The organism is Serratia sp. 22278 (assembly GCF_052045405.1).
GTDB lineage: Bacteria > Pseudomonadota > Gammaproteobacteria > Enterobacterales > Enterobacteriaceae > Serratia > Serratia marcescens.
Window position 1 is genome coordinate 43,552 of the sequence record NZ_JBQEOW010000001.1, and the last position, 18,267, is coordinate 61,818.

Below are 18,267 nucleotides of genomic sequence, written 5' to 3' on the forward strand. Positions count from 1 at the left end.
CGAAACTGCTAGTATTTTTGCAGACGTAACGAGGTGGCGAGCATGCGAATACTGGTTGTTGAAGACGATATCGGCACAGGGGATTACCTGAAGAAAGGGCTGGGGGAAGCGGGCTACGGCGTCGATTTGGCGCGCACCGGCACCGATGGGCTGTTTCGCGCGTTGGAGCAGGACTACGATGCGATCGTGCTCGACGTGATGCTGCCGGGGCTGGACGGCTGGCAGGTCATCGAGGTGCTGCGCAAGAAAAGCGACGTGCCGATCCTGTTTCTCACCGCCCGCGACGGCGTGCAGGATCGCATCCACGGTTTGGAGCTGGGCGCGGACGACTATCTTATCAAGCCGTTTTCCTTTACCGAGTTGGTGCTGCGTTTGCGCACCTTGCTGCGCCGCGGGCCGGCGCGCGAAGCCGATCATTACGCCATCGCCGATCTACAGTTGGACGTATTGCGCCGCCGGGCGGTGCGCCAGGATCAGGTGATCCCGTTGACCAACAAGGAGTTCATGCTGCTGCATCTGCTGGTGCGGCGCGAAGGTGAAGTGCTGTCGCGCACGCAGATCGCCTCCCAGGTGTGGGACATGAATTTCGACAGCGACACTAATGTGGTTGATGTGGCGATCAAACGCCTGCGCGCCAAAATCGACCGGCCGTTCGACGTCAAGCTGATCCACAGCGTGCGCGGCATCGGCTATGTTTGCGAGCCGCGCTCGTGAACGCCCGCGCTTCACGTCGGCCGGTGTCGCTGACGCTGCGCACCGCCATGCTGTTCGCGCTGGTGGCCGCCTGCGTGGTGAGCGGGGCGGGCTGGTATCTGTTCGGCGCCATGCGTCAGGAAATGACGCTCCGCAGCGATCTGCAGGTGACCGGGCGCGTAGAGTATTTCCGCCATTTATTGGGGCAGCGCTTTCCTTTGGCGCGCCTGACGGCTAATAACGGCCTGTTCGAAAATATGCTGGGCAATGAACAGGATGTGTTGATTTTCCAAATTCCGGGGCAAAAACCGCTCATCAATGTGAATCCGGCCAGGGTGGCCCTGCCGCCGATCGCGCCGACGCCGTCCGAACAGGCGCAGACGCTGGCCGCCGTGCGCGGCGGGGAAACGGCGCAGGGGGTGCCGCTGCGCGCGGCGTCGGCAATGGTGCGCCTGGAAGACGGCAGTTTGCTGCAGATTTCCGCCGCGCACGTGATGGTCAACGAACAGAAAATGCTGGCGCGCTACCTGTGGCGCATTGTCGCGGCGGTCGTTGTGGCTTTCCTGCTGATTGCGCTGCTGGGCTATGGGGTCATGCGCCGCGGATTGCGGCCGCTATGGCGCATGGCGGCGCAGGCGTCGCAGATCGCGCCCAATACATTGTCGACGCGCCTCAGTGAACAGGGGGCGCCGAAGGAGTTACAGCAATTGACCCGGGCGTTTAATGCGATGCTCGATCGGTTGAATGAAGGCTATCAGCGGCTGACGCAGTTTTCCGCCGATTTGGCCCATGAGATCCGCACCCCGGTGGGCGCGTTGATGGGCCAGTGTCAGGTGGCGCTGTATCAACCCCGCAGCGTGGAGGAGTACGAAACCCTATTGTCGGACAATATGGATGAGCTGGAGCGTATTTCGCGCATGGTGGAAAACATCCTGTTTCTGGCGCGCGCCGGTGAGGCGCAGTCCGCGCTGAACTACAGTCGTCTGGATGTGGCGGCAGAGCTGCGGCGGGTGGCGGATTACTTCGAAGGGCTGGCGGAAGAACGCGGCATCGCGCTGAGCTGCGAGGGGGAAGGCGAGCTGAAGGCGGACGCGATGTTGTTCCAGCGGGCGCTGAGCAACCTGGTGGCCAACGCGGTGCGTTATGCCGACGAAAACAGCCTGATCGTCCTGCGGGCTGAACGGCGCGCCGATGCCTGGTGGGTGCAGGTCATCAATCAGGGGCCGCCGATCGCGCCGGCACAGCTGGAAAAACTGTTCGATCGTTTCTACCGCGCCGATCCCGCGCGCAGCGCCGGCAGCCACGCCAGCGGCCTCGGGCTGTCTATCGTACGCGCCATCATGACGCTGCACGGCGGTGAGGTGCGCGCCGAATGTACCGGGCGCGCGTCTGCCGCCAGCCTCATTTTCAGCCTGCGGTTCCCGCTCGCGCAATAACCGTTGTGCCGGACTCACGCGGCGGAATGGCAAAGCGGAAGCAGGCGCCGCTTTGCGGTTGTTCAATCAGTTGGATGTCGCTGTCGTGCAGTTGCAGAATGCGCCGCACGATCATTAACCCCAGCCCGCCGGCGGGGCGTTGGGCGCCGCTCAGGATCGACGGCCGCACGAACAGATCGGCGCGCAGCGTCTGCGGAATGCCGGGGCCGCTGTCGCTGACCTGCACCATCACCCGACCTTCCTGCCGCCACAGCCGCACGCCAATGTCGCCGCCGGGCGGCGTATGGCGAATGGCGTTGTCCAGCAGGTTGGTCAGCACCCGCTCAATCATGCTGAGATCGGCGAACACCGGCGGAATGCCGGGAGCGATGTCGGCGTGCAGCCGCTGATTGCGCGCCTCCGCCGCCAGCTCGAACTTCTGGAACACGTCTTGCAGCAGTTCGCTGAGAGAGAAGGGTTCTTTCTGCGGTTTCACCACGCCGTACTCCAGCCGCGCCAGCTCGAACAGCTCCTGCGCCAGCTTGCCCACCTTGCGGCTCTGCGCCAGCGCGATCTCCAGATAGCGGCGCCGTTCGGTGTCGCTCAGGGCGGCGGCCTTGACCGACAGCGTTTCCAGATAGCCGTGCAGCGAGGTGAGCGGGGTGCGCAGATCGTGCGAGACGTTGGCGATGAATTCGCGCCGCAGCCGATCCTGCTGCGCCAGCGTTTGCCACTGTTCGGCGAGACGCTGCGCCATGCGGTGAAAGGCCTGTTGCAACTGACTGACCTCGTCGCGCCCGGCCGGCGCCGCCGGCAGCGCCGCGTAGGCCTGCACTGCCTCGATGCCGCCGCTGTCCAGCGCATTGACCTGGCGGGTCAGGCGCCGGATGGGGCGAGTGACCCAGTAAAACGCGAAACCGCCGGCCAGCAGGCTGAACAGCACCATCACCCCGGAGGTCCACAGCGCCATCCTGGCCGCCGAGTTGAACTGGGCGTTGCTGGCCAGCGCCGTGTACTCTTCACCGAGCAAGACCACATACAGATAGCCCTCGACCCGGCCGTCGACCTTCAGCGGCGCAACGCTGAACACCTTGCGCCCGTCCGCGCTGCGCGGATCGTCGCCATACACCGGCATCTGCGCGCCATCGAGCAGCGCCTGCAGCGGCGCCAGCGCGACCCGCTGCCGCTTCAGATGCCCGGCCGGCGCGGCGTTGCCGATGATTGCGCCCTGTTTGTCGAGCAGATAAACCTCCACGCTGGGGTTCACCGCCATCAGCTGATCGAACAGGGTATGCACCGCCTGCGGATCCGGCCCGTTCACCCCCAACAGCGGATTACTGTCGGCGATATGCTGAGCCAGGTTGCCGGACAGGCGCTGGATCACCGCCTGGCTGTACTGGGTATTGCTGCGCACCTGCATCCAGCCGGAAAAGGCGCAGCCGATGACGATCAGCAGCGCGAAGATCAGCGTGAGGCGCTGCGCTAACGTAAGGTTTTTCATGGCTCACTCTTGCGGCGCGGCCGCGAATTTATAGCCCATGCCCCACACCGTGAGGATGCGCTCGGGTTCCGCCGGATTGCGCTCAATCTTGATGCGCAGCCGGTTGATATGGGTGTTGACGGTGTGCTCATACCCTTCGTGCTGATAGCCCCAGACCTGATTCAACAGGCTGAGGCGCGAGAACACCTGGCCCGGGTGGCGGGCGAAAAAGTACAGCAGGTCGAATTCGCGCGGCGTCAGCTCGATCGGCTGTTGGTGCAGGCGCACCTCGCGGGCGATAGGATCGATGGTCAGATCGTTGAAGCTGAGCGCGCCGGCGTCCATGCGCAGGTTGCGGCTCATCGCCTCCTGGCGGCGAAACAGCGCCTTGACCCGCGCCACCAGCTCCAGCATGGAAAAGGGTTTGGCCAGATAGTCGTCGGCGCCCAGCTCCAGCCCCAGCACACGGTGCACCTCGCTGGAGCGCGCGCTGGTGATGATGATCGGCGTGTAGCGCGTCATGGTGCGCGCCCGGCGGCAAATCTCCAATCCGTCCACGCCCGGCAGCATCAGATCGAGGATCAAGGCGTCCCAGCCGCCCTGTTCCAGCATCGCCATGCCCTGATTGCCGTCGGCGGCGTGGCTGATGGCGTAACCCTCGTCACGCAGATGCAGCTGCAGCAGCTCGGCGATGTCGCCGTCGTCTTCGACGATCAAAATTCGTTTTGGCTTGTCCATTCTCATTACCGCTGATTGCCCGATTCACTCTGAAGTCTACACAACCGCCATCGGCGGAGTTATCACATTTTATTTAACTCTGCGTGAGGTCTTGGGGAACAAATCCGGGGAATACTCGGTTCATCGCATCGTTAGCTGGCAGGAATCGTTATGAGCCTCACTCTCACCCCGGAACAACGACAGACCGTACATCCGCTGTGGCTGCGGTTAACGCATTGGCTGAATGCGCTGGCGATGCTGATCATGGTGACCAGCGGCTGGCGCATCTACAACGCCTCGCCGCTGTTCAACTTCAGCTTTTTCAACGAGCTGACGCTCGGTGGCTGGCTGGGCGGCGCGCTGCAGTGGCACTTCGCCGGCATGTGGCTGTTTGGCGTCAACGGGTTGTGCTACCTGCTGCTTAACCTGACCAGCGGGCGTTTCAAACGCAAATATTGGCCGCTCAGCCCGAAGCAGTTTCTCGCCGATGTCGGCGCGGCGTTGCGCGGCCGGTTGCAGCACGCCGACCTGCGCCACTACAACATGGTGCAGCGCGTGGCCTATCTGTCGGTGATGCTCCTTGGCGTGCTGAGCGCGCTGTCCGGACTGGTGCTGTGGAAATCGGTGCAGTTTCCACTGCTGCGCACGCTGCTCGGCGGCTATGAAGCGGCGCGCTATATCCACTTTTTCGCCATGTCGGCGCTGGTGGCCTTCGTCGCGATCCATCTGGTGATGGTGGCGCTGGTGCCCCGCACGCTGTTGGCCATGCTGCGCGGACGCTAAGGAGTGAATGATGGAAAAGGATAAACAAATCATGACGATCGTTGAAGGGCAGGCGATCGTCAAAGAAGCGCAGCGCTTGTTGACCGCGTCATCCCGCCGCCGCTTTCTGCGCAACGGCCTGACGTTGGGCGGTATCGCCATGCTTACCGGCTGCGATCTCAGCGGCAACGCCAACGTCGAGCAGGCGTTGAGCCGCATTTCGCGCCTCAACGATCGGGTGCAGGGCTGGCTGTTCAACGGCGATCGTTTGGCGCCGGTCTACCCGGAGTCGATGATCACCCGGCCATTCCCGTTCAACGCCTTTTACGCCGAGGAGGACGCGCCCGACATCAACGGCGACGACTATCGGCTGGAGGTGGCGGGGTTGGTGCAGGACAAGCGCGCCTGGAGCCTGCCGCAGCTGCATCGGATGGCGCAGGTCAGCCAGGTGACGCGTCATATTTGCGTCGAGGGTTGGAGCGCTATCGGCAAGTGGGGCGGCGTGCCGTTCGCCACCTTTCTCAAGGCGATCGGCGCGGATCTGAGCGCCCGCTACGTCAGCTTCAAATGCGCCGACGACTACTACACCAGTATCGACATGGCCACCGCGCTGCATCCGCAGACGATTATCGCGCTGACCTACGACGGCCAGATCTTGCCGCGCAAGTACGGCTACCCGATGAAGCTGCGCATGCCGACCAAGCTGGGCTACAAGAATCCGAAGCACATTCAGGTGATCGAGGTCACCAACCGCTTCCCGGGCGGTTACTGGGAAGACCAGGGTTACAACTGGTTTGGCGGCAGCTGAGGCGGCCGCCGGCCATTCTCCGGCACTCCGGTGCCTTTGACATGACGGAAGGAAATACCATGAAAAAGTTATTCGCAATGATGATGTGCAGCGCGCTGATGCTGGGCGTGGCCGGCGCCAACGCCGCGGACGGCATGAGCAAAGACGCGATGAAAAAGGACGGCATGAGCCAGATGTCGCACGACGGCATGGCGAAAGATGGGATGAAGAAAGAGTGCATGGGCAAGGACTGCATGAAGAAAGACAAGATGGGGAAAGACGCCATGAAAAAGGATGGCATGGCGAAAGACGGTATGGCCAAAGACGGCATGAAGAAAGACGAAATGAAAAAGGACGCGATGGGGCAGTAAGCCGCCGTACCCCGCGGCCGCAAGCGGCAAACCGCGGCGGCCGCGGGCAACATAAGGAGAGAGGACGATGCTGGCGACATGGCTGAGGCGCTTTCGGCGCTCGAACGGGGACGTTATCTTTATGCGCGCGGCGCTGGTGGTGATCTTCGCCGCCTTCGGCTACGCCAAGTGGTTTGATTACGAAGCGCAGGGACTGGTGCCACTGATCGGCAACAGCCCGCTGCTGAGCTGGATGCACCAGGCGTTCGGCATCCGCGGCGCCAGCTATGCGCTGGGCGTCGCCGAGTGGAGCTTCGGTTTGCTGCTGCTGGCGGGATTCTGGTCGCGGCGGCTGGGGTTGCTGGGGGCGATCGGATCGACGGTGACCTACCTGACCACGCTGACGCTGATCTTTTCCACGCCGGGCGCCTGGGAGCCCTCCGCCGGCGGTTTTCCCGCCATGGCCGGCGCCACCAGCTTTTTAATCAAGGATCTGGTGTTGCTGGCCGGTTCTCTGGTGCTGTTGAAAGCCGATTTGCCGGCCGAGCAGGCATAAAAAAGGGCGTAGCCTGGCTACGCCCTCTCGTTATTGATTGACCGTCACATATCCGGGAAGGTCAGAGTGCCCCCCGGCGCTTCGCGATGAATGTGCAGGAAGTTCAGGTGCTTCTCATACTGGTCGAGGATATCGCCAATCACCTGTTCCTTGCTGTAGTCCATCAGGTCGTTGCCCTGGGTGCCTTCCATCAGGAAGGTTTCCAGCCGGTAGTAGTGCGACTTGCCGGAGCGGGCGCGGTAGGTGAAGCCCGGCACCGAGTAGCGCATCGGCCAGATCTGATAGATGAAGTTCTGTTCCTCGCCCAAGTGCACCAGCAGCTCCAGGTGGTTCAGGCGTTCGTCTTCGGTCGGCGGCACTTCGCTGAACTCCACTTTCGCGCCGCGCAACTCCAGCTCGCGCGCCACGTCCTGCATCGCCGGACGGCAAACCTTATCCAACATTTTCTGCGTGTACTGCGTGCCCGGGTAGTTCATCACCCGCGACAGACGCTGTTTCCAGTTGAGCACGTCGTGGCTGGAGACCGGCACCGGCGCCAGGGTGCTGAGCGCGCTGGCCTTGCGGTAGTCTTCCACCCGCAGCGATTTATACAGCCCGGCCATCACGAAGAAGATCACGAAGCTGAACGGCAGGCCCATGATCACCGTGGTTTTCTGCAGCGCCGGCACGCCGTCGGTCATCAGCATGCCGATGGTCAGCAGGCCGATGGCCACCGACCAGAAAATCCGCAGCCAGTTCGGCGCATCATTATTGATGTCGGCCAGGCGCGAGGTGAAGTTGCCCAACACCAGCGAGCCGGAGTCCGCCGAGGTGACGTAGAACAGCAGGCCGGTGATGGTGGCCACCGAGGCGCTGAAGGTGAAGCCGGGGTATTGCGCCAGCAGGCTGTAGAAGCCGCGCTCCGGGAACTGCATCACTTCCTGAGCAAACTCGGCGTTGCCGTGGATGATCTGGTACAGCGCGCTGTTGCCGAAGATAGACAGCCACAGCAGGGTAAACACGAACGGTATGATCAGCGTGCCGACCACGAACTGACGAATGGTGCGCCCGCGCGAGATGCGCGCCAGGAACAGGCCGACGAACGGCGACCACGCCACCCACCAGGCCCAGAAGAACAGCGTCCAGTTGTTCATCCATTCCACCGGCCGATCGAAGGCGAAGCTGTTGAGCGTCATGCCCATAAAGCGGTTGACGTAATCGCCGACGTTAAGCACCAGCGCGTTGAGCAGGAACTCGGTGTCGCCGAAGAACAACACGAACAGGATCAGACCCAGCGCCAGCAGCACGTTCAGCTCGGACAGGATGCGGATGCCCTTGTTGACGCCGGAAGTCACCGAGATGGTGGCCATGATCACCGACAGTAGGATCAGCGAGCCCTGCACCGTCAGGTTTTCCGGGATCTCGAACAATACCTTGAGGCCGTAGTTGAGCTGCACCACGCCGATGCCCAGCGTGGTGGCGATGCCGAAGATGGTGCCGAGCACCGCGGCGATGTCCACGCTGTGGCCGATCGGGCCGTTGATGCGCTTACCGAAGATCGGGTACAGCGCCGAGCGGATGGTCAGCGGCAGATTGTAGCGATAGCTGAAGTAGCCGAGGGCGATGCCCATCAGCGCATACATCGACCAGCCGGTCAGGCCGTAGTGGAACAGCGTCCAGACCATCGCCTGGCGCGCGGCCTCCAGCGTTTGCGCGTCGCCTTCCGGCGGCATCATGTACTGGGTCACCGGCTCGGCGACCGAGAAGAACATCAGGTCGATGCCGATGCCGGCGGCGAACAGCATCGCCGCCCAACTCATCAGGCTGAACTCCGGTTTGGATTGTTCCGGCCCGAGCTTGATGGAACCGAAGCGCGAGGCGGCGATAAACACCACGAACACGATGTACAGCGTCGCCGCCAGCAGGTAGTACCAACCGAAGGTGGTCGACACCCAATTCAGCGTGCGGGTGATCCACTGCCCGGAGAAGTCGGTGAAAAAGATGGTCATCAGCGAGAAGGCCAGGATCAGCCCCGCCGAGGTGAAGAAAACCACAGGGTTGAGGCGGTCCTGCTGCGGTTTGGAGGAGGTTTCGCGTGTTGTCATCGTCATCCTCTGAACTGAGTAAAATCGTGCCGCTCCGCATTTCGGGGCGCGTTGGCGCCGCCGGAAAACGGGCGAATGAAGGCGGCGACCATCCCCATGGGAATGGCCTGAGTAACGCCGCTTTCGCCTGTTGCTGAAGCACCGGAGCGCTTCGCGGCGGGAACCGCTTACAGCCACTGATTTTGGTCAGATTCGTTAATTACCTCACAAAAATCAGCCAGTTCCACAACCAGATAGTACAAATTTTTAACCAGGCGGCAATAAAATATATGCAATTTTTATTGAACGTTCAATCAAAAAAAAGTTTAATAGTCCTCATGATGACCTGAATCACGGGCGAAACGGCAGTGAAATTTGCCCGCTGAGATAAGGCCGAAGTCGGTTTTGTGAGAGTCGAAATATGCCAAAGGTAGGAATGCAGCCAATCAGAAGGCAGCAGTTGATTGATGCCACGCTCGCCGCGGTAAACGAAGTGGGAATGCATGACGCCACCATCGCGCAGATTGCGCGGCGGGCCGGCGTTTCCAACGGCATCATCAGCCATTATTTCAAGGACAAGAACGGCCTGCTGGAAGCCACGATGCGCTATCTGATCAGCCATCTGGGCGAGGCGGTGAAATTGCGCTTGCAGGCGCTCACCGATAACAGCCCGGCGGCGCGGCTGCAGGCGATCGTCGCCGGCAACTTCGACGACAGCCAGATCAACAGCGCGGCGATGAAGACCTGGCTGGCCTTTTGGGCCAGCAGCCTGCACCAGCCGCAGCTCAACCGGCTGCAGCAGGTGAACGGCCGCCGGCTTTATTCCAACCTGTGCGCCGAGTTTCGCCGCGTCATGCCGCAGCCGCAGGCGCGGTTGGCGGCCAAGGGGCTGGCGGCGCTGATCGATGGGCTGTGGCTGCGCAGCGCGCTGCGCGGTTCGGCGTTCAATCAGGCGCAGGCGCTGGCGCTCACGACCGAATACATCACGTTCCAACTCCGGGGGCAAACGCCGCCCGGAGGCTAACTCAAGGAGATCCTATGTCCCGTTTTGGCTTGCAGAAGCTCTATATTCATGGCGCCTATGTAGACAGCACCGCTGGAAAAACCTTCAACGCCATTAATCCGGCGAACGGCGAAGTTCTGGCTGAAGTCCAGTCCGCCGGCGCTGAAGACGTCGATCGTGCGGTGGCCAGCGCGGCCAGCGGGCAGAAGGTGTGGGCGGCGATGACGGCGATGGCGCGTTCGCGCATCCTGCGTCGCGCGGTGGATATTCTGCGCGAGCGCAACGATGAGCTGGCGGCGCTGGAAACGCTGGATACCGGTAAAGCGATGTCGGAAACCACCGCGGTGGACATCGTCACCGGCGCCGACGTGCTGGAGTACTACGCCGGCCTGATCCCGGCCATTGAAGGCGAGCAGATCCCGCTGCGCGATACCTCGTTCGTCTACACACGCCGCGAACCGCTGGGCGTGGTGGCCGGCATCGGCGCCTGGAACTACCCGATTCAGATCGCGCTGTGGAAGTCCGCGCCGGCCCTGGCGGCGGGCAATGCGATGATTTTCAAGCCGAGTGAAGTCACGTCGCTGACGGCGCTGAAGCTGGCGGAAATCTACACCGAAGCCGGCCTGCCGGACGGCGTGTTCAACGTGGTGACCGGCAGCGGCGCGGAGGTGGGGCAGTACCTGACCGACCACCCGGGCATCGCCAAAGTCTCTTTCACCGGCGGGGTGAAAACCGGCAAGAAGGTGATGGCCAACGCGTCGGGTTCGACGCTGAAGGAAGTCACCATGGAACTGGGCGGCAAGTCGCCGCTGATTATCTTCGACGACGCCGATCTGGATCGCGCCGCCGATATCGCCATGATGGCCAACTTCTACAGTTCCGGCCAGGTGTGCACCAACGGCACCCGCGTCTTCGTGCCGGCGGCGCTGCAGGCGCAGTTTGAGGCGAAAATTCTCGAGCGCGTGAAACGCATTCGCCTCGGCGATCCGACCGATCCGCAAACCAACTTCGGGCCGCTGGTCAGCTTCGCGCATATGGAATCGGTGCTGCGCTTTATCGAGAGCGGCAAAAACAGCGGCGCGCGCCTGCTGTGCGGCGGCGAACGCGTCACCCACGGCGAATTCGGCAAGGGCGCTTATGTGGCGCCGACGGTATTCAGCGACTGCCGCGACGACATGGAAATCGTGCGCGAAGAGATCTTCGGACCGGTGATGAGCATCCTCAGCTACCAGAGCGAAGAGGAAGTGGTGCGCCGCGCCAACGACACCACCTTCGGCCTGGCCGCGGGCGTGGTGACCCACGATCTGGCCCGCGCGCACCGCGTGATCCACCAGCTGGAAGCCGGCATTTGCTGGATCAACACCTGGGGCGAATCGGCGGCGGAAATGCCGGTCGGCGGCTATAAGCAGTCCGGCGTCGGTCGCGAAAACGGCCTGACCACGCTGGAGCACTACACCCAGATCAAATCGGTGCAGGTCGAGCTGGGCGAATACGCCTCGGTATTTTAACTATCCCCGTCGTCTTTCAAGCTACAGCGTTGTTGGCTGCGAGCGCAGACCCCAGTCACTTACTTGAGTAAGCTCCTGGGGCTCTGCGCCCTTGCCGCCTAGCTGTAACTCGAAATCCATAGGGGATATATCCTTTTTTGCATCCAAAACTGCCTTGATATATTCAGCATGCGGAATTCAAGCCATTCGCATCATTCAGGCATATGAATATTTAGGAGATAATGAATGGAATTTGACTACATCATTATCGGTGCCGGTTCCGCCGGCAACGTGTTAGCCACCCGATTGACCGAAGACGCCGACGTCAGCGTCCTGCTGCTGGAAGCCGGCGGCCCGGATTACCGGATGGATTTCCGTACCCAGATGCCGGCCGCGCTGGCGTTTCCGCTGCAGGGCCGCCGCTATAACTGGGCGTATGAAACCGATCCTGAGCCGCACATGAACAACCGCCGGATGGAATGCGGCCGCGGCAAAGGGCTGGGCGGTTCATCCCTGATCAACGGCATGTGTTACATTCGCGGCAACGCGATGGACTTCGACAACTGGGCCAAGGCGCCGGGTCTGGAAGACTGGACCTATCTGGACTGTCTGCCGTATTTCCGCAAGGCGGAAACGCGCGATATCGGCCCGAACGATTACCACGGCGGTGATGGCCCGGTGAGCGTCACCACGCCGAAGGCCGGCAACAACGAACTGTTCCACGCCATGGTGGAAGCCGGCGTACAGGCGGGCTATCCGCGCACCGACGATCTGAACGGTTACCAGCAGGAAGGATTCGGCCCGATGGACCGCACCGTGACGCCGAAAGGGCGCCGCGCCAGCACCGCCCGCGGTTATCTTGATCAGGCGCGTTCACGGCCGAACCTGAAGATCGTCACCCATGCGCTGACCGACCATATCGTGTTCGACGGCAAGCGCGCAGTGGGCGTCAACTATCTGCAGGGCGACAGCAATCAGCTGACCCATGCCAAAGCGCGCCGCGAAGTGCTGCTGTGCGCCGGCGCCATCGCCTCGCCGCAAATTCTGCAGCGTTCGGGCGTCGGCCCGGCGGCGCTGCTGAAAAGTCTGGACATCAACGTGGTGCACGATCTGCCGGGGGTGGGGGAAAACCTGCAGGATCACCTGGAGATGTACCTGCAGTACGCCTGCAAGAAACCGGTGTCGCTGTACCCGGCGTTGCAATGGTTTAACCAGCCGAAGATCGGTGCGGAGTGGCTGTTCAACGGCACCGGCATCGGCGCCAGCAACCAGTTCGAGGCCGGCGGTTTCATTCGCAGCCGCGCAGAGTTCGCCTGGCCGAACATTCAGTATCACTTCCTGCCGGTGGCGATTAACTACAACGGCAGCAACGCGGTGAAAGAGCACGGTTTCCAGGCGCACGTCGGTTCGATGCGTTCGCCGAGCCGCGGCCGGGTGCAGGTGAAATCGAAAGATCCGCGCCAGCATCCGAGCATTCTGTTCAACTACATGGCGACCGAACAGGATTGGCAGGAGTTCCGCGACGCTATCCGCATCACGCGCGAAATCATGGCGCAGCCGGCCTTGGACGAATACCGCGGCCGCGAGATTAGCCCAGGGCCGGAGGTGCAGACCGACGAGCAGTTGGACGCCTTCGTGCGCGAGCACGCCGAAACCGCCTTCCACCCGTCCTGCTCGTGCAAGATGGGCGAAGACGAAATGGCGGTGGTCGATGGCCAGGGCCGGGTGCACGGCATGGAAGGATTGCGGGTGGTGGATGCGTCAATCATGCCGCTGATCATCACCGGCAACCTGAACGCCACCACCATCATGATCGCCGAGAAGATCGCCGATCGCATTCGCCAGCGCACGCCGCTGCCGCGCAGCACCGCCGACTACTACGTCGCCGGCGATGCGCCGGTGCGCAAGCAGTAACCGACACGCCCTCTCGCCGTTGAGGGGGAGGGCCGCCGTAGCAAGCAACCCCTCTCCATATGCTCTTCCCCAGGCGAGGGGGCAACTCTCTTTTATCCCTTATCCCATCATGCCGCCGGCAGCGAGATCGCCTGATCGAAACTGGTGGGCGTCGCCATGCGCCACATGCGGGCGTAGAACTCGCTTTTGATCTCCGGCTGCAGCAGCGCGCCGGGCTCCAGGTAGTAATAGATATCGGCGTACACCTTGATCTCGGTCGGCGTGATGCGGCGCAGCATATGGTGCGAGGTCAGCTGCTCCGGGCGGCTGACGCCGGCCGCCGCCAGCATGTCCGCCAGCGCTTTCACCGTATTTTGATGGAAGTGGTAGACGCGTTCCGCCTTGTTCGGCACCACCAGCGCCTTTTGCCGCAGCGGATCTTGCGTCGCGACGCCGGTCGGGCAGTGGTTGGTGTGGCAGCTTTGCGACTGGATGCAGCCGACGGCGAACATAAAGCCGCGCGCCGAGTTCACCCAGTCGGCGCCGAGCACCAGCACGCTGGCGATGTCAAAGGCGCTGATGATCTTGCCGCTGGCGCCAATCTTGATTTGGTCGCGCAGGCCGCAGCCCACCAGCGTGTTATGCACGAACAGCAGCCCTTCGCGCAGCGGCATGCCCATATAGTTAGAGAGTTCGAGCGGCGCGGCGCCTGTGCCGCCTTCCTTGCCGTCCACCACGATGAAGTCCGGCAGGATGCGGGTGTGCAGCATCGCCTTGACGATGGCGACGAACTCCCACGGGTGGCCGATGCACAGCTTGAAACCGACCGGTTTGCCGCCTGACAGCTCGCGCAGCTGTTGGATGAACTGCATCATTTCCAGCGGGGTGGTGAAGGCGCTGTGCGAAGCCGGCGAGATGCAATCCACGCCTTCCGGCACGCCGCGGGTGGCGGCGATTTCCGCATCCACCTTCTTCGCCGGCAGAATGCCGCCGTGGCCGGGTTTAGCGCCCTGGCTGAGCTTGATTTCAATCATTTTCACCTGCGGGCTTTGCGCCTGTTCGGCAAAGCGGCGCGGATCGAAATGGCCGTCGGCGGTGCGGCAGCCGAAATAGCCGCTGCCCAGCTCCCACACCAGATCGCCGTTGTTTTCGCGGTGATAGCGGCTGATGCTGCCCTCACCGGTGTCGTGGTAGAAGTTGCCCTTGGCCGCGCCGAGGTTGAGCGCGCGGATGGCGTTGGCGGAGAGCGCGCCGAAGCTCATGGCCGAAATGTTGAAGATCGACGCGGAGTAGGGCTGGCGGCAATCGGCACCGCCGATGGTGATGCGGAAACTGGTTGGGTCGGCGGCTTCCACCGGCCGCATGGAGTGGCCGATGCACTCATAGCCGGTTTGGTAGACGTCCAGCAGGGTGCCGAACGGTTTGTCACCCATCTCATTTTTCGCACGGCGATACACCAGCGTGCGCTGGGTGCGCGAAAACGGGATCTCTTCATTATCCTGCTCGAGGAAATACTGGCGCAGTTCTGGGCGGATGAACTCGAAGAAGAAGCGCAGGCGGCCGATGATCGGGTAGTTGCGGCAGATGGCGTGGCGCTGCTGCGTGAGATCGTAGATACCCAGCACCATCAGGCAACCGCAGGCCAGGGCCGGCAGCCAGAACCACGGATGGTTGTGCATCATGATCAAGAAAACCAGGGTGAGCAAGATGCTCAGCACAAAGCAGGTATAGCGGCTGAATAAGGACGACTTCATAACATCTCCTGATGTTTATTTTAATCCACACGACATGACTCACGGATAATCCGTGTGCAAATCGTAACCAACAGGAGAGGATGTTGTGTGTCTGTTGCTGCTTTGTCGCCGGTTGTTACATTAATTTAACCTGGCGGAAGGGGGTTGCCGCGCGGCGTGCCGCGCAACAAGCCAAGATATTTATTTTCCGGCGACGAAGATGGTGCTCATGCTGCGCAGCCGCAGCTTTTTCATCGCGCTGTATTTTTGCGAGAAGATGGTTTTCGGGTGCGTGCCGCGTTTTTCCGCAATGTGCAGCAGGCTGTCGCCGCGCAGCAGATTGAAGATCACGTCGCTTTCCGCCGGGCTGAGCTCGCGGGTTTTCTGCACCCGGATGCCGCCCGGTTCCTTGCTTTCCAGCAGCCGCTGGATTTTTTCCTGCAGCGAATAAAGCGGAATGCGGGTAGAAACCAACTCAACGGAAATCCCTAGGATCGACAGCAGTTTCACTACGCGCTCGTCGTCATAGAACACCAACAGGCGCGTCTTGCTGTTGTATTGCTGGTGCAGGGACACCAGGCTTTCTATCACGTTGACGCTCTGTTCCAGGTTTTGCGAGGTGAAAATCAGCGCGATATCGTGCTTGGTGATCTTCTCCGCTTTGGCGCCGCCATGCATGAAATCGGAAAACAGGCGGATATCGTACGCGCCGTAGTGTTTCTTCAGCAGCACCGACAGGCCAACATAGCTGTACTTACACTCACTAATCACAAGAACGTTGTTTTTAGACATAGGGCAAACACCAATACCGAGTTAAAAGTATTCAGCTGTAAGAAGCGAGTTCAAATCCTTGATGCTGGATTCCTTCCACAGCTTTCCCTGCAGTGCGTAATATGGCATTTCATCCAGCCATTTCTTGTGTTCGGGAGTTTCAACTCCTTCGATAATTACCTTGTAATGATTAAGGTAAAAGAAGCGCAGTAACGCGCGCATCAAGCCCTCGCCGCCGGACTTTTTCATAAAGTCCCAAAGCAAAAAACGGTCGAGCTTAACGAAGCGGAACTGGCTGTTGTACAACGCGGAAAAACCCGCATAGCCAGAACCAAAATCATCGAGCCAAAATGAATAACTATTCAATGACGGATCGCCGTGCACGCGATCTTTCACCAGCCGGGTTGAATTCTCGCTGATCTCAAAATGAATACAGCGCAGGGCATTAATTCTTTCGGCAAAGTGAGTATTCGCCAGCGATTGCAGGGAATAATCGTCAACATTCAAAGTGGCTATCACTTGGTTTTCATGAAACCAGTGTTTGTATTTATCGATCAGATTGATCTGATCCATCAAAATCTCAATCCGGGTTGCGCTGTCGGCGTGACGAAAGAACTGTTCAGGAGAAAAATGGGCGTATTCGCTATTAAACGTAAAGCGAGACAGACATTCAACGGCCAGCAATTGTCCCGATTTCGCGAACATTGGCTGAAAAACATAATTAATGCCGTTATTTTTCTCTCTGAAAGAACCGCTCATTTCCCAATCCTTGGATTGATATTTAACTTGTTGATTTTTAATGGTTAAAAAGAAAGTTACTCCAGGTTTATTGGTAAATTTCTTATTTAAAGCGTCAGGATGGCCGAAACGTGTCGACAGACCATTAAACGCGTAATTCGTGCCAAAGTCCAAACGTCGCAATCTGTTACTAAATGTAAATATTCGGGATAATATTCTGATTTTCAGGCCTTAACGCAAAATCTTGAACTCTGCAGCTTTCCCAAACACAGATTATTCCTATTCATATGAATCGTCAACATCGATCGATAGGTATCCGCCGATAGTTTATTCCTATCAAGAGGGGGCTTATGAATGTTTTAAACGATTTAACATTAAGAATATGCTTAGTCTATATTTCGTCCGGCAATGAGTTCATCGAGGCAACGCTCCTTTTCAGCAAGGGAGTGCTATCGCTGAGTGTATGCTCAGTGGCGGCAATATATATATAAGCCCGCCACTGAATCGATTATTTTATTGTTCTATGGAGCTGGAAATGAAAAAAGTATTATTGCCTTTGGCTGCCCTGGTATTGTCTGCAACTGCTTCCAACGCAATGGCAGCAAACGGCAACGTTAAATTCACCGGTGAAATTGTACAGTCCACCTGTAAAGTTGTTGATAAAGACCAGAATAAAGAAGTTTACCTGGGTAAATATCCTACCACCGCTTTCCCAACTGCCGGTTCTACCAGCGGTGCTAAAGCTTTCGATATCAGCCTGGAGAAATGTGAAGCGGGTAACTACACCCTGCGTTTCGACGGTAACACCCCAGCCGGCCACCCAGAGCTGTTGGCTGTAACTGGCGGCGCGACTGGCGTTGGCGTTGAAATTCTGGATAACAACGGTTCTACTCTGCCAATCTCTCAGGAAGTGGCTACCCCAGCTACCGTAACCGTTGCTGCTGATGGCGATAACCCAGGCGCTGCGACTTTCAACCTGCGCGCTCGTTACAAATCCTTCCAGGATCTGGTAACTGCCGGTCAGGCAAACTCTAACGCTACCTTCACCATCGAATACAAATAATTCGCTGGCAGGATAGATAGAGTTATTGGCCAAGGATGGCTAAATTTTGAGAGTTGAGACATTCCGATGAAAAAAATTCTGACTGGTATTTTATTCGCATTCTCTGTTAATGCCTTTGCCGGCATTCAGGTTGATGCGACGCGTGTCATCTATAACAGTGCAAGTAAATCCGCATCGCTCTCAATCAGCAATGACAGCGACGATACCTACATGGTGCAAACCTGGCTGGATACTGGCGATGCAAGCCAGATGCCTAAGAATTTGCCGATCGTGGTGACGCCACCCATTTTGAAGCTGGCTGCCAAGAAAGACGCCATTTTGCGTTTTATCTATTCCGGCAGCGGTTTGCCGCAGGACAGAGAATCTCTGCTCTGGGTCAACGTACAGGAAATTCCGCCAACGCCTAAGCAAGATAACGTGCTGCAGGTGGCGATCCGTACCCGTATCAAACTGTTCTATCGCCCGGATTCGTTGAAAACCAACCTGCAACAGCAGGCGGAAGCGCTGAAGTGGAAGCGCCAGGGCGGCAATTTAGTCGTGACTAACGATGGCCCGCTGTTCGTCACGCTGGGCGTGCTGAACCTGAAGAGCGGCGGCAAGAGCTGGAAAGTGAACGCCGACATGGTCAAGCCACACGACAGCCTGCGCATCTCCCTGCCTCAGGGGGCGCAATCAGCCAACACTATGTCGTTTACCTATATCAACGACTATGGCGGTCACACCGAGATTAAAAACGTCGCACTGAATTGATTTGAA

General features: G+C 59.6%; 17 protein-coding genes. 11 read left to right on the top strand and 6 right to left on the bottom strand.

Features of this window, described 5'->3' with window-relative positions; genetic code table 11:
• Positions 1-42 precede the first annotated feature (42 nt).
• Both ACTJJ6_RS00220 and ACTJJ6_RS00225 read left to right on the top strand, forming a co-directional pair.
• The gene (locus tag ACTJJ6_RS00220; RefSeq protein WP_016928497.1) at positions 43-714 is read left to right on the top strand and encodes a heavy metal response regulator transcription factor; all 672 of its coding nucleotides are present in this window, start codon (positions 43-45) and stop codon (positions 712-714) included.
• A complete protein-coding gene (locus ACTJJ6_RS00225) occupies positions 711-2,129 on the top strand; it encodes a heavy metal sensor histidine kinase (RefSeq protein WP_440801649.1) in 1,419 nt (472 codons plus the stop codon). The genes ACTJJ6_RS00220 and ACTJJ6_RS00225 overlap by 4 nt, the downstream gene beginning before the upstream one ends.
• On the opposite strand, the gene ACTJJ6_RS00230 is transcribed toward ACTJJ6_RS00225, so the two are convergent.
• Both ACTJJ6_RS00230 and ACTJJ6_RS00235 read right to left on the bottom strand, forming a co-directional pair.
• Positions 2,101-3,609: an ATP-binding protein gene (locus ACTJJ6_RS00230; RefSeq protein ID WP_440801652.1), complete on the bottom strand. Its 1,509-nt coding sequence runs from the start codon at positions 3,607-3,609 to the stop codon at positions 2,101-2,103. The genes ACTJJ6_RS00225 and ACTJJ6_RS00230 overlap by 29 nt on opposite strands.
• A gap of 3 nt (positions 3,610-3,612) precedes the next feature.
• Positions 3,613-4,326, bottom strand: a complete 714-nt coding sequence (locus ACTJJ6_RS00235) for a response regulator transcription factor (RefSeq protein ID WP_016928494.1) — start codon at positions 4,324-4,326, stop codon at positions 3,613-3,615.
• 150 nt (positions 4,327-4,476) lie between these two features.
• Between ACTJJ6_RS00235 and ACTJJ6_RS00240 the strand changes: the two genes are divergently transcribed.
• The 4 genes from ACTJJ6_RS00240 to ACTJJ6_RS00255 all read left to right on the top strand — a co-directional run bounded on the left by ACTJJ6_RS00240 (position 4,477) and on the right by ACTJJ6_RS00255 (position 6,760).
• Positions 4,477-5,088, top strand: coding sequence for a cytochrome b/b6 domain-containing protein (locus tag ACTJJ6_RS00240; protein ID WP_016928493.1), 612 nt, complete (start codon positions 4,477-4,479; stop codon positions 5,086-5,088).
• Between the two features lie 10 nt (positions 5,089-5,098).
• Complete coding sequence (locus ACTJJ6_RS00245) at positions 5,099-5,875, top strand: molybdopterin-dependent oxidoreductase (RefSeq protein WP_049299842.1); 777 nt, start codon at positions 5,099-5,101, stop codon at positions 5,873-5,875.
• Between the two features lie 59 nt (positions 5,876-5,934).
• A complete protein-coding gene (locus ACTJJ6_RS00250; RefSeq protein WP_016928491.1) occupies positions 5,935-6,225 on the top strand; it encodes a pentapeptide MXKDX repeat protein in 291 nt (96 codons plus the stop codon).
• Between the two features lie 67 nt (positions 6,226-6,292).
• Entirely contained in the window at positions 6,293-6,760 is a 468-nt protein-coding gene (locus ACTJJ6_RS00255) for a YkgB family protein (protein WP_016928490.1), read from the top strand.
• A gap of 44 nt (positions 6,761-6,804) precedes the next feature.
• On the opposite strand, the gene ACTJJ6_RS00260 is transcribed toward ACTJJ6_RS00255, so the two are convergent.
• Positions 6,805-8,844, bottom strand: a complete 2,040-nt coding sequence (locus tag ACTJJ6_RS00260; protein ID WP_004939112.1) for a choline transporter — start codon at positions 8,842-8,844, stop codon at positions 6,805-6,807.
• 400 nt (positions 8,845-9,244) lie between these two features.
• Here ACTJJ6_RS00260 and betI point away from each other — a divergent pair, with 400 nt between their 5' ends.
• From betI to betA, 3 genes are all read left to right on the top strand, one after another.
• Positions 9,245-9,847, top strand: a complete 603-nt coding sequence (gene betI / locus ACTJJ6_RS00265; RefSeq protein WP_004939107.1) for a transcriptional regulator BetI — start codon at positions 9,245-9,247, stop codon at positions 9,845-9,847.
• Positions 9,848-9,861: 14 nt separating this feature from the next.
• Complete coding sequence (gene betB / locus ACTJJ6_RS00270; protein WP_016928486.1) at positions 9,862-11,334, top strand: betaine-aldehyde dehydrogenase; 1,473 nt, start codon at positions 9,862-9,864, stop codon at positions 11,332-11,334.
• Between the two features lie 225 nt (positions 11,335-11,559).
• Positions 11,560-13,227, top strand: a complete 1,668-nt coding sequence (gene betA / locus ACTJJ6_RS00275; RefSeq protein ID WP_049299841.1) for a choline dehydrogenase — start codon at positions 11,560-11,562, stop codon at positions 13,225-13,227.
• Positions 13,228-13,334: 107 nt separating this feature from the next.
• Here betA and ACTJJ6_RS00280 read toward each other — a convergent pair whose 3' ends face one another.
• The 3 genes from ACTJJ6_RS00280 to ACTJJ6_RS00290 all read right to left on the bottom strand — a co-directional run bounded on the left by ACTJJ6_RS00280 (position 13,335) and on the right by ACTJJ6_RS00290 (position 16,469).
• Positions 13,335-14,960, bottom strand: coding sequence for an FMN-binding glutamate synthase family protein (locus ACTJJ6_RS00280; protein ID WP_015377182.1), 1,626 nt, complete (start codon positions 14,958-14,960; stop codon positions 13,335-13,337).
• A 180-nt stretch (positions 14,961-15,140) separates the two neighbouring features.
• The gene (locus ACTJJ6_RS00285) at positions 15,141-15,731 is read right to left on the bottom strand and encodes a LuxR family transcriptional regulator (RefSeq protein WP_004939094.1); all 591 of its coding nucleotides are present in this window, start codon (positions 15,729-15,731) and stop codon (positions 15,141-15,143) included.
• A 21-nt stretch (positions 15,732-15,752) separates the two neighbouring features.
• Positions 15,753-16,469, bottom strand: a complete 717-nt coding sequence (locus ACTJJ6_RS00290) for an EAL domain-containing protein (RefSeq protein WP_016928483.1) — start codon at positions 16,467-16,469, stop codon at positions 15,753-15,755.
• A 514-nt stretch (positions 16,470-16,983) separates the two neighbouring features.
• Between ACTJJ6_RS00290 and ACTJJ6_RS00295 the strand changes: the two genes are divergently transcribed.
• On the top strand, positions 16,984-17,511 hold the full coding sequence (locus tag ACTJJ6_RS00295) for a fimbrial protein (RefSeq protein ID WP_004939088.1): 528 nt from the start codon (positions 16,984-16,986) through the stop codon (positions 17,509-17,511).
• Positions 17,512-17,577: 66 nt separating this feature from the next.
• Positions 17,578-18,261, top strand: coding sequence for a fimbrial biogenesis chaperone (locus ACTJJ6_RS00300; protein WP_016928482.1), 684 nt, complete (start codon positions 17,578-17,580; stop codon positions 18,259-18,261).
• Positions 18,262-18,267: the final 6 nt, after the last annotated feature.

Coding starts and splice junctions, on each gene's coding strand:
- ACTJJ6_RS00260 (WP_004939112.1), bottom strand. CDS start 8,844: ATGACAACACGCGAAACCTCCTCCAAACCGCAGCAGGACCGCCTCAAC.
- ACTJJ6_RS00250 (WP_016928491.1), top strand. CDS start 5,935: ATGAAAAAGTTATTCGCAATGATGATGTGCAGCGCGCTGATGCTGGGC.
- ACTJJ6_RS00280 (WP_015377182.1), bottom strand. CDS start 14,960: ATGAAGTCGTCCTTATTCAGCCGCTATACCTGCTTTGTGCTGAGCATC.
- ACTJJ6_RS00230 (WP_440801652.1), bottom strand. CDS start 3,609: ATGAAAAACCTTACGTTAGCGCAGCGCCTCACGCTGATCTTCGCGCTG.
- ACTJJ6_RS00245 (WP_049299842.1), top strand. CDS start 5,099: ATGGAAAAGGATAAACAAATCATGACGATCGTTGAAGGGCAGGCGATC.
- ACTJJ6_RS00300 (WP_016928482.1), top strand. CDS start 17,578: ATGAAAAAAATTCTGACTGGTATTTTATTCGCATTCTCTGTTAATGCC.
- ACTJJ6_RS00295 (WP_004939088.1), top strand. CDS start 16,984: ATGAAAAAAGTATTATTGCCTTTGGCTGCCCTGGTATTGTCTGCAACT.
- betA (WP_049299841.1), top strand. CDS start 11,560: ATGGAATTTGACTACATCATTATCGGTGCCGGTTCCGCCGGCAACGTG.
- ACTJJ6_RS00255 (WP_016928490.1), top strand. CDS start 6,293: ATGCTGGCGACATGGCTGAGGCGCTTTCGGCGCTCGAACGGGGACGTT.
- betI (WP_004939107.1), top strand. CDS start 9,245: ATGCCAAAGGTAGGAATGCAGCCAATCAGAAGGCAGCAGTTGATTGAT.
- ACTJJ6_RS00235 (WP_016928494.1), bottom strand. CDS start 4,326: ATGGACAAGCCAAAACGAATTTTGATCGTCGAAGACGACGGCGACATC.
- ACTJJ6_RS00290 (WP_016928483.1), bottom strand. CDS start 16,469: ATGAGCGGTTCTTTCAGAGAGAAAAATAACGGCATTAATTATGTTTTT.
- ACTJJ6_RS00220 (WP_016928497.1), top strand. CDS start 43: ATGCGAATACTGGTTGTTGAAGACGATATCGGCACAGGGGATTACCTG.
- betB (WP_016928486.1), top strand. CDS start 9,862: ATGTCCCGTTTTGGCTTGCAGAAGCTCTATATTCATGGCGCCTATGTA.
- ACTJJ6_RS00240 (WP_016928493.1), top strand. CDS start 4,477: ATGAGCCTCACTCTCACCCCGGAACAACGACAGACCGTACATCCGCTG.
- ACTJJ6_RS00285 (WP_004939094.1), bottom strand. CDS start 15,731: ATGTCTAAAAACAACGTTCTTGTGATTAGTGAGTGTAAGTACAGCTAT.